This is a genomic window from Ferrovum sp. PN-J185, from assembly GCF_001581925.1.
Classification (GTDB): Bacteria; Pseudomonadota; Gammaproteobacteria; order Burkholderiales; family Ferrovaceae; genus PN-J185.
Genome location: NZ_LQZA01000002.1, coordinates 47,067 through 63,668, shown reverse-complemented (window position 1 = coordinate 63,668; position 16,602 = coordinate 47,067). Strand labels below are relative to the sequence as shown.

16 protein-coding genes and 1 pseudogene are annotated in these 16,602 nt (G+C 38.8%); 14 read left to right on the top strand and 3 right to left on the bottom strand.

Annotated elements, in window-relative coordinates; translation table 11 throughout:
* Positions 1-15 precede the first annotated feature (15 nt).
* The gene (locus FV185_RS04990; RefSeq protein WP_197457783.1) at positions 16-642 is read right to left on the bottom strand and encodes a mobile mystery protein B; all 627 of its coding nucleotides are present in this window, start codon (positions 640-642) and stop codon (positions 16-18) included.
* Entirely contained in the window at positions 614-1,036 is a 423-nt protein-coding gene (locus FV185_RS04985) for a mobile mystery protein A (protein ID WP_229347547.1), read from the bottom strand. Before FV185_RS04985 ends, FV185_RS04990 begins: the two co-directional genes overlap by 29 nt.
* A gap of 319 nt (positions 1,037-1,355) precedes the next feature.
* On the opposite strand from FV185_RS04985, the gene FV185_RS04980 reads away from it, so the two are divergent.
* A complete protein-coding gene (locus tag FV185_RS04980; RefSeq protein ID WP_067494431.1) occupies positions 1,356-2,234 on the top strand; it encodes a ChaN family lipoprotein in 879 nt (292 codons plus the stop codon).
* A gap of 98 nt (positions 2,235-2,332) precedes the next feature.
* Here FV185_RS04980 and fic read toward each other — a convergent pair.
* Positions 2,333-3,451 (bottom strand): annotated as a pseudogene (gene fic / locus FV185_RS04975) (protein adenylyltransferase Fic).
* A gap of 346 nt (positions 3,452-3,797) precedes the next feature.
* Between fic and FV185_RS04970 the strand changes: the two are divergent.
* From FV185_RS04970 to FV185_RS04910, 13 genes are all read left to right on the top strand, one after another.
* Positions 3,798-4,043 carry a hypothetical protein gene (locus tag FV185_RS04970; RefSeq protein ID WP_067494428.1) on the top strand — a complete coding sequence of 82 codons (246 nt, stop codon included), beginning with the start codon at positions 3,798-3,800 and terminating at the stop codon, positions 4,041-4,043.
* 8 nt (positions 4,044-4,051) lie between these two features.
* The gene (locus FV185_RS04965) at positions 4,052-4,498 is read left to right on the top strand and encodes a hypothetical protein (RefSeq protein ID WP_067494424.1); all 447 of its coding nucleotides are present in this window, start codon (positions 4,052-4,054) and stop codon (positions 4,496-4,498) included.
* A 277-nt stretch (positions 4,499-4,775) separates the two neighbouring features.
* Positions 4,776-5,867 (top strand): MraY family glycosyltransferase, encoded by a 1,092-nt coding sequence (locus FV185_RS04960; protein WP_067494421.1) that lies wholly within the window; start codon positions 4,776-4,778, stop codon positions 5,865-5,867.
* A gap of 144 nt (positions 5,868-6,011) precedes the next feature.
* Positions 6,012-6,341, top strand: coding sequence for a MarR family EPS-associated transcriptional regulator (locus FV185_RS04955; protein WP_082787039.1), 330 nt, complete (start codon positions 6,012-6,014; stop codon positions 6,339-6,341).
* Positions 6,342-6,461: 120 nt separating this feature from the next.
* Complete coding sequence (gene fcl, locus FV185_RS04950) at positions 6,462-7,433, top strand: GDP-L-fucose synthase (protein WP_067494418.1); 972 nt, start codon at positions 6,462-6,464, stop codon at positions 7,431-7,433.
* 19 nt (positions 7,434-7,452) lie between these two features.
* Positions 7,453-8,559 (top strand): GDP-mannose 4,6-dehydratase, encoded by a 1,107-nt coding sequence (gene gmd / locus FV185_RS04945; protein WP_067494415.1) that lies wholly within the window; start codon positions 7,453-7,455, stop codon positions 8,557-8,559.
* Between the two features lie 136 nt (positions 8,560-8,695).
* The gene (locus FV185_RS04940; RefSeq protein WP_067494412.1) at positions 8,696-9,649 is read left to right on the top strand and encodes a lysylphosphatidylglycerol synthase transmembrane domain-containing protein; all 954 of its coding nucleotides are present in this window, start codon (positions 8,696-8,698) and stop codon (positions 9,647-9,649) included.
* A gap of 3 nt (positions 9,650-9,652) precedes the next feature.
* Complete coding sequence (locus FV185_RS04935; RefSeq protein ID WP_067494409.1) at positions 9,653-10,981, top strand: glycosyltransferase family 2 protein; 1,329 nt, start codon at positions 9,653-9,655, stop codon at positions 10,979-10,981.
* A 569-nt stretch (positions 10,982-11,550) separates the two neighbouring features.
* Positions 11,551-12,282: an FkbM family methyltransferase gene (locus tag FV185_RS04930; RefSeq protein WP_067494406.1), complete on the top strand. Its 732-nt coding sequence runs from the start codon at positions 11,551-11,553 to the stop codon at positions 12,280-12,282.
* A 53-nt stretch (positions 12,283-12,335) separates the two neighbouring features.
* Positions 12,336-13,610 carry a hypothetical protein gene (locus tag FV185_RS04925; protein ID WP_067494403.1) on the top strand — a complete coding sequence of 425 codons (1,275 nt, stop codon included), beginning with the start codon at positions 12,336-12,338 and terminating at the stop codon, positions 13,608-13,610.
* 4 nt (positions 13,611-13,614) lie between these two features.
* Complete coding sequence (locus FV185_RS04920; RefSeq protein WP_067494400.1) at positions 13,615-14,784, top strand: nucleotide sugar dehydrogenase; 1,170 nt, start codon at positions 13,615-13,617, stop codon at positions 14,782-14,784.
* The gene (locus tag FV185_RS04915; protein WP_067494397.1) at positions 14,781-15,788 is read left to right on the top strand and encodes an NAD-dependent epimerase; all 1,008 of its coding nucleotides are present in this window, start codon (positions 14,781-14,783) and stop codon (positions 15,786-15,788) included. Before FV185_RS04920 ends, FV185_RS04915 begins: the two co-directional genes overlap by 4 nt.
* On the top strand, positions 15,789-16,598 hold the full coding sequence (locus tag FV185_RS04910; protein ID WP_067494394.1) for an ABC transporter permease: 810 nt from the start codon (positions 15,789-15,791) through the stop codon (positions 16,596-16,598). It abuts the gene before it with no gap.
* The last annotated feature ends 4 nt before the right edge of the window (positions 16,599-16,602 follow it).

Genomic DNA, 16,602 nt, shown 5'->3' with positions numbered 1-16,602 from the left:
TGAAGATCCCTGTAGTCAACTGCGGGCAAATGTAATCAAATCGTTAAATTGTCCGTGATCGGCTGCTCGCAAGGCTGTCAGGTATTGATCGCGAAGTACTCCCATTGTGGTGATGGTGGCCTCACCTTCGCCCCACGTCAGCCGTGGACGACCAAGTCGCATGACCAACAAATCTGCCATCAAACGGGCATGGCGTCCGTTGCCATTAGGGAAGGCGTGAATCCACACCAGTTGGTGGTGAAACCGTACCGCCATCTCATCGGTATCGTAAACATGGTTCTCAATTTGATATTTTGAATTGTCCAGCAAGTTGCGTAACCTCACTGCAACCTGCGTCCAGTCCACTCCAATATTTTTATTGCTGTGGCGAAATCTTCCCGCCCAAGCCCAAGTCTTATCAAACATCTTGCGATGCAATTCGCGAATAAACCCCTCCTCCAGTAGGTCTCGTTTTTTCTGTCGTGCAGCCCAGCGAGCTCCCTGAGCAATGTTGACCTGCTCCCATGCATTTAGATCGCTTTGTGTTGTAATATGCGTCGGCACCAGACCTGCGGCTTCGTCTGGATCGATTGGGGTTGCCCCAGGCGCGTAATGAAATTCCATGTGTAAAATCTCACCACAGCTCGCGACGCGAACCTTCAATCAGATCCTTGATGGCCAGCTCAAGCTGAAGCTTATTCTGTGGCTCTTGGACTGCTTGGTCCTCCAGCGCCATAGAATGTGCAATCGGGCGTAAACGCTCACGAGCGACTGTTTCAGCTCGGTTTTTCACCTGCTGCACCAGGCTGGTGCGAGGCACCAATGCATATTGCAACTCGCAATCCAGGGCCTGAGCCAGCTTGCGTAGACTGGCTAAAGTGATGGCGTCAGACGCCTCTGCACTTTCCAGTTTGCGAACACCAGCTGGTGTCATACCTAGGCGCCTTGCAAAGGCTGCAGCAGACATACCCAAAGACTCTCGTATGGCACGCACCCATCCAGACTTGGGGCGAACGCTCAATTGTGTCGCTTTCCAGGTCTTAAGAAGTGCGTCCATTTGTTGTAGCTGAAGATCACGAAATTGCTTTATCATAGAAACCTTAAGGTAACGTTTTAATGGTTATATGTTAACCTATAGGTTTTTAAAAGTAAATGCAAACAGAACCTATAGGTTATTTATAAATCACGAAAACAACAACTCTAAGTGTCTTTTTATATCTCATAAAATGATTGAATCAAAAATCTGAACAAACTCTTGGTAGTTATTAGGAATTAAAACAAGAAGTACATCTCTTATTAAAGTCTACGTAACAGTTATTACTGGTAGATCAATAAGATGCAATAATAGGATAAATATAATATAAGGTATTCTGGTTATGAAACAGATTGTAGCTGCAGTGGGTATGCTTGTTGTGAGCGTGTTGGTGTATGCACAAAGCCCAGCATCACCTGATCTAAATACCATTCAAAATTGGTCTAATGCTGATTATATTTTGTTGGGAGAGGTACATGACAATGCTGCAGGCCATGCCTTAAGACAGGAGTGGCTCAAGGCGCTTGTCACTAAAGGGCATTTTGCTCTTGCTATGGAACAACTCGATCGTGAAAACCAAGCGCTGTTAACGGTTACCGAACAGGATTTACTATCTAAAGCCAACACAGTGAATGAAGGACAACTCAAAGAATTAGCCAAAGCAGGGAGCTTTTCCTTTAAGGGATGGCAGTGGTCCTTTTATGAGCCCCTCTTTAAGATGGCTGTTGAGCAAAATCTGCCGTTAATTGCCACCAATCTCTCACAAAGCGAGATGATGTCGCTGATGACAGGGAAAGTAAAGGCTTCTACCTTGCCATCAGAATGGCACAGTAGTATGACAAAACTCATGCAAGAGCGAGTTGAGAAGGGGCATTGCAATATGCTGCCAAAAGAGATGGTGTCCCCCATGGCGAGCGCGCAAATTGAGCGAGATCGATCGATGGCGGAAGCCATTGTTGCCGCTCATCGAGATACCCATTTGCCAGTGATATTGGTCGCAGGCAATGGTCATTTGCGTGAGGATTTGGCAGTCCCTTTCTGGTTAAAGGTTTTGGATCCTAAGGCAAAAGTGGTTAGTATTGCTGTGATGGAAGAGGGCAATACCGACAATGAGCCTCAAAAAGCGTTTACTTCAGTCTATTATGTTCCAGCACAAGATCGGGCTGATCCCTGTGAAGAGTTAAAGCACCATCGTTTTGCTATGCCTGAACATAAAAAGTAAGATGTATTCACTAAATTTCCGTTAGCACACGAGTGACTGCGCTCTAATTGTTTATTTCTTAAGTTAAGTTTGAGTAAACAAACAATGTAATTACTCTGTTATTTATAACCCTCAAACTGATTGGTATCGTGACTTAAGAGCCTCATCAATTTTAGATGAATAAAAATCTTTTCTTTTCCTACGCTGATCTCATTCAGAACACCAACTTCTACGAGGCTTTTTAGATACCGAGAGGCAGCTTGACGCTTTGCTACTCCTTTGTTTACTAAATCTGAAATTCGGCAATACGGTTGCTCAAAAATAACATTAACCAATTCACGGGTATATATTTTTGGCAGTTTAAGTCGAATGAATTGTGTGGTGTGGTCCGAGAGACTCTTTATCGCCACAATCTTTTCTCTTGTCCAGTGAGAGGTTTCTTCAATTGCCTTAAGCATAAACAGTATCCAAGGCTCCCACGCTTCAAAACGAGTTACATCAAGCAGAAGTGTGTAGTAGTCGTTCTTATTTAAAATGATGTGCCGGCTAAGAGACAGAATAGGTAATGGTAATAAGTCTTGCTGAATCAAATATAAAATGTTGATCACTCTACCCGTACGTCCATTACCATCAATAAATGGATGCACAGCTTCAAATTGATAATGTCCAACGGCCATACGAACGAGAGGATCAATCTCTTCCTCATTGTGAATATACTGTTCCCAGTTAGCCAACATATTACGTAGAGTATTTTCGCCTTCTGGCGGCGTATAAATGATCTCACCAGTTCTATCATTTATTAACTGTGTCCCCGGTGTTTTTCTGATATCCATGTCTACACCCTTGAGCGTACTGCAGACTTCAACAGCAGTTGCTGTACAAATTGGGCGATTTTTTAATGATTGATAGCCTTTGTACAGTGCGGATCGGTAACGAAGTGCTTCTTTGGTTGCTGGGTCTGCTTGGGCTTCCCCTAGTGCGTATTGAAAAAGCTTATCGGTCGTTGTAACAATATTCTCAATTTCAGAGCTATCCTTTGCCTCAAGCAGTGGGATTGTGTTAATCAGCATGGTTTGATTAGGTATCAATCCCGCAGCCTGTTTGAGCTCGGCTAGAGCTACCCGTGCGTTGATGCATACCTTCAAAACGGCCCTGCTTTCCAGTTTCTAAGCAGGAGGTAAGGGAGGGAGGCTGTTGTGCTGCTTTTCGGGAGTCCAGGGCATACTAGTATTTCTCATGATTTAAAAAGACATTTTTAACGACATGTTCTCATGTTGTTGCGATATGAACGACACGTCCAGGTAATGTGTCGATATTTTTTGAATTTGGCGACATATGTCTAATTCATGTCGCCATAAACCACATCAAGAGACAACGTGTCACCATTATTCAAAGTCGGCGACATTGGGTTTCCCTCAACAAAGAACGAGCAAGTAAAATAGTGTGTACTAAGTCAAAGTCCAAGATCGCAAAGATCTCTGTGAAGAGCCAGAGCAATACCTTTTTAAAATACCTCATCAAATCCCTTAATCTTAATTACATTTTATAAAGGTTAGTAACAGGATTTCTGGTTATTATGTTTATATGAAAACTGTTTTCTTACGTTATACATTACTGTTACTCACACTGACTCTTCTTGCCGGTTGTGCTGGTATGAGTATGGGCCCAGGCTTTGTGGGCGGTGATGGCTTTGGTGATGCGCCCGATTTTACTGAGCCAGGTGCCATGGTAGGCATGGAGCCGATGTTCGGCCCCCCTGAAATGGGTATGTTTGGTCCCTTTGGTGGATTCGGTGGCTTTGGTGGTTTCGGTGATATGGATGGAGATTAATTAGCCTTATGTTACAACATACAATCATGCGCTCCCTCTCACGGGTATTATCTAGTAGTGTTTATTTGGCTCTCGTCATGGGGTTTGCTCTACAGGCAGCCTCTCTGCCTTCAAGTGACCACTTAAATAAAGTTAATGAGCGTCTTGATAGGTTAAAGGCAAGAATATCTATTACTGCCAGTGAAGAGCCTTATTGGCAAGAGTACCGTCAAAGTGTGTTAGACAATGTCACTGATAACGAGTCACTTCTTCATGCGGAAAACAGCCAACCCAGTTTCACCGCTCCACAATACTTTGCAGCACGTATGGAACGAGTAGATAGGCTTGATCATCATTTGCACATTATCTCTGAGCGCTTTAATACTCTTTATCATCATTTAACAGCCAGTCAACAGGCTATTCTTGATGGTTATTTTGAGGCGCGGCGCCGTACTTTTAATCACTCTTTGAAATAAAAAGTTACACTTTAGTTTGTCACAATCACTGTGATGTGACACCAAACTCCATGGTACTCTTTCAGACTGTCAAAGTTAAGCTGTTGTAAGTCATTCACTTGTTATTCGTCATTACATTTAATAATTAATTTTATTATCTACGACAATGTTAAGTATGGTATCTTACAAAATGTCATGACTAAGTAACAATTATTTAATAATAATAACCAGTCATGTATTTGGTATAAAATAAAATTACTACAAAAACAATAAAATATTGGGGGAGTTGAGCCTTATTATGATTTTGTTGTGCGTGGCTTTTTTTGCATCCCTTCTTGTTGCCTTCGTAATAATTCGTTACGAATACATGCATGCTCACATGACTCATGATCATGATCTCACTGCCATACAAAAGTCTCATCTTCATCCCGTGCCGCGCATTGGCGGATTGGCTATTTGGCTGTCAGTGATTGTGGCGGTGGCGGTAAACTACTTTTTCTTCGCACAAAATGTGCAAGCAGAGTTGTGTCTGTTAATCGTTTCTTTTCCGGCTTTTTTGTTTGGTTTAATGGAGGATGTTCGTCACAGTATGGGTGTTACTTGGCGTTTGTTGGCGAGTATGCTCTCCGGTGTTCTTGGTGTTGCCATGATGCATGCCTCCATTAACAGAGTGGATGTGGCAGCCTTCGATACTGTACTGGCATTGCCTGTTTTTGCCATGGCCTTTAGCGCCTTTGCGGTGGGTGGGTTGACTAATGCCTTTAACATTATTGATGGTATGAATGGCTTACTTGCTGGCATCGCACTAATTGTGCTGGGTGCTATCGCTTATCTTGCCCATCAGCTACAAGATAGCGCCTTACAGTTACAAAGCTTAATCTTTATGGGGTCCATCTTGGGAGTGATGTTATTTAATTATCCCCGCGGACTACTTTTTTTGGGTGATGGTGGTGCCTATTTTATTGGTGTCATGGCGGCTGAGTGTTTAATCCAGTTGATTAATACTCATCCCGATCTCTCGCCTTGGTGTGCCCTGACCCTCGTTATTTACCCTGTTACCGAAACGCTTTTTAGTATGCTGCGCCGTGTGCTAACGCGCGCTCACTTAGGGCATCCTGATCGCCGTCATTTGCATCAGCTGTTATTTGATTCTCTGCAGGGGCGTAGGAGTAAAGAGGCAAGTGAGTTGTGTAATAGTAGCAATTCTATTGTTTCCCCTTATTTGTGGGTGATTACAGTCCCTCCTGTGATGGGGGCGTTAGTTTATCGCACAGACACCAGCGCGCTGCAGGTGATATGTAGCCTGTTTGTGCTGTGCTATACACTTTTATATATGTTACTGAAGCGCTATTCTTTGCCGGCCTATTTGAAAATCTCCGCTGATGAGTAAAGTGTATGTTATTAAATTGTCATCGTTGAGATAAATAATATAGAATTGTTCAATAAGTGAACGTATCTAAATTTTAGAGTGATTTTAAAATATACCCTGTCTCTGGTAGGGCGGTAGCGTCTTTAAGAGTTATTAAATTTAATATTGAAAACTCCCAATCCTAACGAGCTTGCTATTTTGGCTTATGTGAAAGAGCATCCTCATCACTCGCAGCGTGTTATGGCCAGTAACTTGAAATTAAGTCTGGGTGCTGTGAATTACTGTGTGCAGGCCTTGATTGATCGAGGCTTGATGAAGGTGCAGAACTTTAAAGGGTCGCAACATAGATGGAAGTATGTGTATGTGTTAACGCCGCGTGGCTTGCGAGAGAAAATGCGTTTAACGCAAGCGTTTTTGGTGCTCAAATATGAGGAATATGAGCGAGTGGCACGTGAGATTGAAGCGCTTGAGCGTGCTTTGACTGAGAAAGGTTAAGGACGCGCTAAACGGGGTTAGCGCTCTCTTGAAAATAAAATTGAAGTAGTAATGCCGGGTAAAAATTATAAGTAAAAGCAGTTAAATTACTTCAAGCAATATTAAATAAATTAACCATTAATGAATCAAAATCTCAATCAAAAAATCTATGTTGCAGGTCACTGTGGTATGGTGGGTTCAAGTCTTGTAAGAGAACTTGAGCAATTAGGTTTTAAGAATATAGTTACCCGTTCTCATAGTGAATTAGATTTAACTAATCAATCTGCTGTAAGAGAATTCTTTGTGTCTGAAAAACCAGATCAAGTCTATTTGGCAGCAGCTAAGGTAGGTGGTATTCATGCTAACAACACTTTTCCTGCTGAATTCATTTATCAAAACATCATGATAGAAGCCAATGTTATTGAAGCTGCTTTTAGAGCTGGGGTAAAGAAGTTACTGTTTTTAGGTTCAAGTTGTATTTATCCAAAGTTTGCCAAGCAACCCATGACCGAGGCAGAACTGTTAACGGGCACCTTAGAGTCCACCAACGAGCCTTATGCCATAGCGAAGATTGCGGGTATTAAGTTATGTGAAAGCTTTAATCGTCAGTATGGGCAATCTCATGGGATCGACTATCGCAGTGTGATGCCCACCAACTTGTATGGCCCTGGGGATAACTACCATCCTGAGAACTCACATGTGATACCCGGACTCATTAGCCGCTTTCATGAAGCTAAGGTAAATAAAGCGAGTAGTGTTACTGTCTGGGGAACTGGAATCCCAAAACGAGAGTTTCTGTATGTGGATGATATGGCTTCAGCCTCCATTCATGTGATGAATTTAGATAAAGCTATTTATGATCAACATACTGAACCCATGCTGAGTCACATTAATGTAGGTTCGGGAGTAGACATCACTATTAGTGAGCTCGCTCACACTATCGCAGAGGTAGTGGGGTTTGATGGACAAATCCTGTTTGACTCCTCCAAACCCGATGGTACGCCCAGAAAGTTAATGGATAGCGGCCGCCTTAATTCTTTGGGTTGGCAGGCAACTATCAGCTTAAAAGATGGACTGAAACTCGCCTATCAAGACTTCTTACTTAAACATTAATAAGGCTCTGTAAACAGTTATGTCAACCAATCAACCCAAAGTCGCTCTAATTACAGGTGTAACAGGACAAGATGGTGCTTATCTCGCTGAGTTACTACTTAATAAAGGCTATATTGTTCATGGGGTTAAGCGCCGTACGAGTCTATTTAATACCGATAGAATTGATCATCTATACAAAGATCAACACGAATCAGACGTTCGTTTCTTCCTACATCATGGAGATTTAACGGATAGTTCTAGTTTAGTACGTATTATTCAGCAGACTCAGCCTGATGAGATTTATAATTTAGCGGCTCAGAGCCATGTGGCAGTGAGCTTTGAGGAACCGGAGTACACGGCTAATTCGGATGCTTTGGGAGCGTTACGGATTTTAGAGACCATTCGTATTCTAGGACTTGAAAAGAAAACCCGTTTTTACCAAGCCAGTACCTCAGAGCTCTATGGTTTAGTACAAGAAACTCCACAAAAAGAGACTACTCCCTTTTATCCCAGAAGCCCATATGCGGTAGCCAAACTTTACGCATATTGGATAACTGTTAACTATAGAGAAGCTTATGGGATGTATGCTTGTAATGGTATATTGTTTAACCATGAGTCACCAATTCGCGGGGAGACCTTCGTTACCAGAAAAATTACTCGAGCATTGGCTAGAATAAAACTTGGCTTACAGGAATGCCTATACTTAGGTAATCTTGATGCTAAACGGGATTGGGGTCATGCTAGAGACTATGTAGAAATGCAATGGCTTATGCTACAACAAGATCAACCAGAGGATTTTGTGATTGCCACCGGTATTCAATATAGTGTCAGAGACTTTGTGAATGCTGCAGCTAATGAACTAGATATGCAAATTGATTGGCAAGGTCAAGGTGTTAAAGAGGAAGGTTATTTAAAAACCGATAATGGTAAAAAACGCATAGTAGCTGTGGATCCTAAGTACTTTAGACCAACGGAGGTGGAAACGTTACTAGGAGACGCCACTAAAGCAAAAGAAAAACTGGGCTGGACTCCTAAAACCACCTTTGAAGAACTGGTATCAGAAATGGTAAATGCAGACTTTAAGTCAGCCGAACGAGATGAACTCGTTAAGAATCATGGTTTTCAAACTTTGAATTATCATGAATAATTCATGTCTTCTAAAAATTGCTTGATTTTATTAACTTAATAGTTTTGCTATATAAGATGAAGAATTTTTGGTCTGTAATAAAACCAGTTACAGTTAGAAAAGTATCCTAGTGAAAATATTTGTTCGGAAGAAGTATATGCTACAAATATTATCAATATTTGTGAGTCTTGCTTCCGTTTTTATCGTTTTTAAAACATCGAATTGGCGCAATACTATAAGGCTATTTAATCCAAATATTTCAATAGAAACAGTAATACTATTTATATTGTTAGCTTTATTAATTTTATGGTTGACTGGCTTACGTTGGAATTGGTTAATAGGTAGTGCTTTGTGCACAAAGACCTTACTGATTGCCTCGTTACTAAGTGCCGGTGGTAACATGTTTTTACCTTTCCGTGGTGGTGATCTTCTACGTGTGCACTACAGTCATCTTACCGGCCAAGTTAGCCATACAATGGGCTTAAGCAGGCTACTAATTGAAAAGATGATCGATTTGATGACTGTAATGATAGTTGGGATTCTATCGATTATTTTATTAAAAAATACAGGGGTTGGTTTCTCTCAAATTTTTATCTACACGGTAGTAGTGGGATTCTTTATATTAGTAATTTTGACCTTATTTATTAAGTATGCTAATCAAATATTATTAAAATATTTACGGCTATTTTTTAAGAAAATAGGTAAATTTGAAGGTTTAGAAAGACGATTAATACACTTAATTCGAGACATTTCAGGCAATTTAAGCATATCAATTATGCTTAAGCCTACATTGTTAACAATTGTAATATGGTTAACAGTTTATGTACCATCTTACATGTTAATTGCTCATATAGTAGGGGTAACTCTTCATTATAATGAGGCTATTTTGGTTCTGTTTGCAGGAGCAGTAGGGCTAATGATTCCGGCTGCACCATCTGGAATCGGAACGTTTCATGTGTCGGTCATTTCAGCGTTTATTATGCTAGGAAGATCATCATCACAAGGACTGCTTGTCGGAACAGCTATTCACATTGCATTCCTAATTATTTACGTTACCCCGACGATTTTTCTTTATATGATTTGGCTCTTTAAGAGGGAACTATTAAATTAAATCATGAGAAATTATTTTTATACACTTCAAAGAAAATATCTGTCATTATTTTTACGTCCCGAAGATGTAGTTGTTGAAATTGATCCATTATCTCCTCTCCTAGTAAATAGAATGCCTGGTGGGCGAGTTACTTTCCGAAATACAGCCAAGGGTACAGAAAGATCTAAATACCATTCAGAGCTCATCCAGAAATGGCAGGACCTCGACGCATTAAAAATTGATTATATTGTTTTAGGTGGTGTCATTCACTATGAGCGAGATATACAAAACTTACTTTCCGTAGTCCATAAAAAATGCCATCTTGATACACGAGTAATAATTACCTACTATAATCAGTTATGGAAACCTTTGATACGCTTAGCTTCACTATTGGGTTGGCGTGAGAAACTGCCAGAGATGAATTGGCTTGCCCATGAGGACATATTTAACTTATTAACTCTCGAGGACTACGAACTGGTTTGGCGAGATAGTAAAATATTGATACCTTTTTATATTCCAATAATAAGCAATATTCTAAATCGTTATGTGGCTCCACTACCCGTTTTTAGAAGCCTTTGCATGCTTAACATTTCAGTAGCTAGGCCGTTGATAAGGACGAACCCTATTACTAACCCTTCAGTTTCAATCGTGGTGCCTGCCCGTAATGAAGCGGGAAATATTGAAAGTATAATACAACGAACTCCTTCTATGGGTCCTGATGACGAAATTATATTTATCGAGGGAAATTCATCTGATAATACTTGGCAAGTAATTCGTGCAGTACAGGAAAAATATGGTAACAATCGACATATTGTAATAGCTCAGCAAGATGGAAAAGGGAAAGGTGATGCAGTACGCAAGGGGTTTACACTTGCGTCGAAGGATATCCTTATGATCTTAGATGCTGATATGACAGTGTCTCCCGAGGATTTGCCTAAATTTTATAAGGCTATAAAAGAAGATAAGGGTGAATTCATTAATGGCTGTAGATTGGTGTATCCCATGGATAAAAAGGCTATGCGTTTTTTTAATCTTTTAGGAAATAAATTCTTCGCTAAAGCATTCTCTTGGGTTATTGGGCAAAACTTTAAAGACACTTTATGTGGAACGAAAGTGCTAACTCGGAATAATTATAAAAGGCTTGCTTTACACAGATCATATTTCGGTGAATTCGATCCATTTGGTGATTTTGATTTAATTTTTGGAGCTGCACGTATGGGGCTAAAGATAGTTGAGTTACCAATTCGATATCGTGAAAGAACGTATGGTGATACGAATATTTCGCGTTGGAAGCATGGTACCATTCTGCTTGCCATGTTAGCTTTTGCTGCAAGACGAATTAAATTTATCTAATTATGAAACCTAGTATCCAGCCTCTTTATGACAAAGAGGCTTGAACAGATCCAAGAGAGCCATGCGCGTCTAAAACTCAATTTAAGTCTGATGTATTAGTGTCAGAGATTCTATCGGGAATTATTTACATCAAATCCTGAGGTTAATAAGAAAGATCTTGAAAATTGGAAGTGGCTCATCACCCCTTAGAACTTTTCTAGATTCAGTGACAACCTCAAACGTATTAGACCTTGATTATTTAAATTTTGTTTTCGACTGTCATTAGAATCCAAAGGCCAGTGCTCCACAATATCAAGGACCCATTACCAACATCAAATCAGATAATTCCCCGTATGATTTTTCTTCTCGCAAAGAGGGACTCAATTAACAATCAGACTGCTATGAACTTTAAAATATAAAGTATAGTTTTTAAAAAAATATGGCTTATATGTTAGCGGGTGGAATTTTGAGAAACTTTTCGATTTTGTATCGCTATTATCGATTTTTCTTTGAGATAGATGGCTTACAAGTTGTTGGCCTAAGATATTTATCTTATTTTTTACTGTGCGCTTGGTAGTTAGGAAATAATTATGAAAAAAAGTTTACTTCATTTTGGAAACCGACTTTATTATGTTTGTTATCCAGTATATTCACCTTTATATACTATTTATAAAGTATTTTCTGATAGATCGGAGCGTAAATTTTTTAGGTACGTAATTAAGCCAGGTATGAATGTAGTCGATGTAGGTAGTAATATCGGAATTTATACAAAGTATTTTTCTAAACTCGTCGGTGATTTGGGAAGTGTACATTCCTTCGAGCCTGATCCACTTAACTTTAAACGTTTGAAGGAAAACTCAAGAAAATTTGTAAATGCTTCACTTAATCATGCAGCCGTAGGGGAAAGTAATGGAACCATTAAATTATATATTTCCGATAAATTAAATGTTGATCATCGTACATTCGATAGTGGAGATGGAAGACGTAGTATAGATGTTCCTGTTATTGCCTTAGATAGTTACTTTTCGCCTGGTCAACGTGTTGATTTCGTTAAAATCGATGTTCAGGGTTTTGAATGGAGTGTGTTTCAGGGTGCCAAACGTATACTAACTGAAAACAAAAATATAAAAATTCTTATGGAATACTGGCCTTGGGGTTTAAAGAAAGCATCTTCGGATCATTTAAGTTTAATTGAGTTTATTGAATCCTTAGGTTTTAATATTTTTAAAATTTCGAAAAAAGGGATTGAAAAATTTAATATAGATATCGATTTGGATGTTGAAAACGAAAATGATTATATAAATTTAATAATTTACAGATAATATTCTATTAAAGAATTGCTTAAATTACTGAATAAATACTGTTTATCATCAATATGAAACAAGAAAACGACATCTTTTTAGTTTGGGATTTTAAAAAAACCGCATATTTTATTTTAGCGTTAGTACTGTTAGTTGCTATTAGAATTACTTATTGGAGCAGTATAAATGAGACACCTTTTTCAGATATGGCGGACTACATATTTTGGGGAAAAAGATGGTCTGTTGGCGATTGGATGATGAAAGGACAATTTTGGGGTGCCTATAAACCACCTGGAGTTCCTTTATTGTATGCTAGTATATTCTATTTAACTAATGGATTTAATATTGAATATTTAAAGTGGATGCAACTTATAATTCTTGTTTTAAGTTTGACTCTGTTATCGGTTCAACTTTTCAAAATGTCAGGTACGTTTATTTTAAGTTTGTTATTAATATTGGTTGTGGCATTTTCAAAATCGTCCGTATTTTGGAGTTTTAAAGTAGGAACAGAATCATTAGCAGAGTCAATGATTTACTTGTCATTGGGGGTCACTATTTGGGTTTACAGAGACAATTATAATCCTTACAAATATTTAGTGCTTGCTTTAGTAACTGTTTTTTCAACGTTTATTCGTCCCAACTTATTGCCTTTAGTTGTTGTGTTGGTTTTACTTCCCTTATTTAAATTATTTAGTTTAAACAAAATAAAAGCCTATAAATTATTTTTTATTTATATTTTAACTGTCATATGTTTGTGGTCACCCTGGATAGTCCGTAACTACGTATACTGCGGTCAATTTGTTCCGCTATCTACTCAAGGACCATATACTTTTATATGGGAATTAGGCAGGATAAGCTTAATAGAAGATAATGGGCAACATATCAGTGTGCATGTCAATCAATTACAAGCAGATGCATCTAAGCGGTTTATAAATGATTGTCAAGCAAATAGATATGCTATGGGCCTGGTAAAACTTTGGATTAAACAAAACATTAAAGTTTATCCTGAACTTATTTTCAGTCGACTTGTTAGATATGCAACTGATAGACAAATTGATTTAACGCATATTTCACGCTTTAATTTGAATCCATGGCTAGATAGATTTCTTTTCGATAAGTCTCAACTTGAAGTGGTATTTTCTTTAATTTCCTCAATAATCTTATCGTTTTATTTTGTTTGGGCAAGAATTATTGCATCTGGTATCTTAGCAACAATTTTATTTTCTTCCCTATTTTTAGGTGATGCGAGAATGTTTGAACCATTTATCCCAATTTCAATTTTCATGTTGCTTGCCCCTGTTATACCTTTATGGAAAATGATAAAGCAAAGATTAGAGTCTGGAATATAATTTTATGAAAATAGCTATTGCAGGAACAGGGTATGTTGGGCTATCTATTGCCATGCTCCTTGCGCAAAACCACGAGGTCGTTGCTCTTGATATAATACAAGAAAAAGTTGAAAAGCTTAACCGCCACGAATCCCCAATTGAGGATAAGGAGATTAATGATTTTCTTAAAAATAAGTCGCTTAATTTCCGAGCTACGTTTGATAAGTGGGAAGCATACACTAATGCGGACTATATTATAATAGCCACTCCTACGGATTATGATCCTGAGACAAATTACTTTAATACGTGTTCTATTGAGTTGGTAATTCAGGATATCATGGAAATCAATTCTAAGGCCGTTATGGTAATTAAGTCGACGGTACCTGTAGGTTATACTGAAAAAACCAAAAGTCGTTTCAGATGTGAAAGTCTATTTTTTTCCCCCGAATTCCTTAGAGAAGGCAAAGCTCTTTATGACAACTTACATCCGTCTAGAATTGTTGTTGGTGAAAGATCACATAAAGCAGAAATTTTTGCAAATCTTTTAAAACAGGGAGCAGTAAAGCAGGATGTTCCAGTAGTTTTTACAGGATCAACAGAGGCCGAGGCGATTAAGCTTTTTGCTAATACGTATCTTGCTATGCGTATTGCGTATTTCAATGAGCTTGATACCTATGCAGTAACCCATAAGCTTGATACTAAGCAAATCATCGACGGAGTTTGCCTAGATCCTCGAATCGGTAATCATTATAATAACCCAAGCTTTGGATATGGCGGCTACTGTTTGCCAAAAGATACTAAACAATTATTGGCTAACTATCAAAATGTTCCACAGAACCTTATACATGCTATCGTTGAGTCAAATTCAACACGCAAAGACTTTATTGCTGATCAGATTATTCGTCTAGCCCCTAGGGTTGTCGGCGTTTACCGTCTCATTATGAAGGCTGGTTCAGATAATTTTCGTGCATCAAGTATTCAGGGTGTCATGAAGCGTATTAAGGCGAAGGGAATCACCGTGATTGTATACGAGCCTGTATTACATGAAAAAGAGTTTCATCATTCACTAGTAGTTAATGACTTATCTGTATTCAAACGTGAGGCGGATCTGATTATTGCTAACCGAATATCAGCTGAACTTGAAGATGTTTTTGACAAAGTTTATACACGTGATTTTTTTGGAATTGATTTATGAAGATACTTGTTACCGGATCTGCCGGCTTTATTGGCATGCATGTCGCAAAGATTCTGCTCGATCGCGGTGAAGAAGTGATTGGTATTGATAATCTAAATGATTACTACAATCCTGCTTTAAAACATGCCAGGCTTGCAGAACTTTCTACGTATCAAAATTTCAGTTTTATAGAATGCGACGTTGCTGATTGGTCAACTCTTTCGAACTTGTTTAAGCAGCAAAAACCTCAACGCGTTGTACATCTTGCTGCGCAGGCTGGTGTTAGATATTCGATAAAAAATCCACAAGCATATGTTCAATCCAATCTAGTAGGTTTTAGTAATGTTCTAGAGGGATCCCGCCATAATGATGTTGAGCATTTAGTATACGCCAGTAGTTCAAGTGTCTATGGTTCCAACACACATATGCCTTTTTCAGTAAAAGATAATGTAGATCATCCAGTTAGCCTCTATGCAGCAACTAAAAAAGCTAACGAATTAATGGCTCACAGCTATAGTCATTTATACGGTCTACCAACTACGGGCTTACGGTACTTTACAGTTTATGGCCCTTGGGGGCGTCCGGATATGTCTCCATGGTTATTTACTTCAGCTATATTGGAAGGACGCCCAATAGACGTTTTTAACCACGGGAAAATGCAGAGAGATTTTACTTTTATTGATGATATTGCAGAAGGCACTGTAAGGGTATTAGATCGAATTGCTTCTTCGAATCTAGAATATAATAACGAATTACCTGATCCTGCCTCAAGTAGTGCGCCATATCGTGTTTATAATATTGGAAATCATAAGCCAGTAGAACTAATGACATTTATTCATACTATTGAAATTGCTCTTGGTCTGGAGGCGAAAAAAAATTTTCTATCAATGCAAAAAGGCGATGTGATCGCAACCTACGCGGATGTTGATGATTTAAAGAGAGATGTGGGGTTTGAACCAAAAACACCACTATCAGTCGGAGTTTTCCGTTGGGTCGAATGGTATAAAAAATATATTCAACTGTAAATGAAAAAATTTTCAGTAAAACTTGGTTTGGGTTCAATTTTCATACATCGCGATCTTCTAAGATCTTTAGTGAAGCGTGAAGTTGAGATGAAGTATCGTGCCTCCATACTCGGTAAGTTCTGGGTAGTTATTTATCCTATTATGATGTTGGGTGTATATACATTTGTATTTGGTAGTGTATTTGGCTCACGATGGTCTGGACACGGAGATTTAATCGATTTTGTCCCCATGCTTTATTGTGGCCTAATTGTGCATTCTATCTTCGCAGAAACAGTAAGTAAGGCTCCAAATATAATTGTTAATAATCCCAACTATGTTAAGAAGGTGATTTTCCCTCTAGAACTCCTTCCTGTTGGTAGCTTGCTTACGGCGTTGTTTAACGCCTTTATTAGTTTCACACTCTTGATGATAATGGTCCTTATTTTTAAGCATAGCCTGCAATGGACTTTAATTTTTTTACCTTTGGTTATACTTCCATTGGTACTTTTTTCTATTGGATTTGCTTGGTTAATTGCCGCCTTGGGAGTTTTTTTTAGGGATATTGAGCAGTTTATCGGTGTGTTCATGTCAATATTATTGTTTCTTAGCCCCGTTTTCTATTCGATTGATTCAATACCTTTGATAGCACAAAAAATATTATCTGTTAACCCTCTTACTTATCCGATTGAAGATCTTCGGAAGGTTGCTCTTTTAGGTGAACTACCCAACTGGAAGCCTCTTTTTATGAATTTGTTGTTTTCGTTTGGAACTGCATGGTGTGGGCTTTGGGTCTTCGAAAAAACTAGGCCTGCTTTTGCAGATGTTGTTTGAGAGA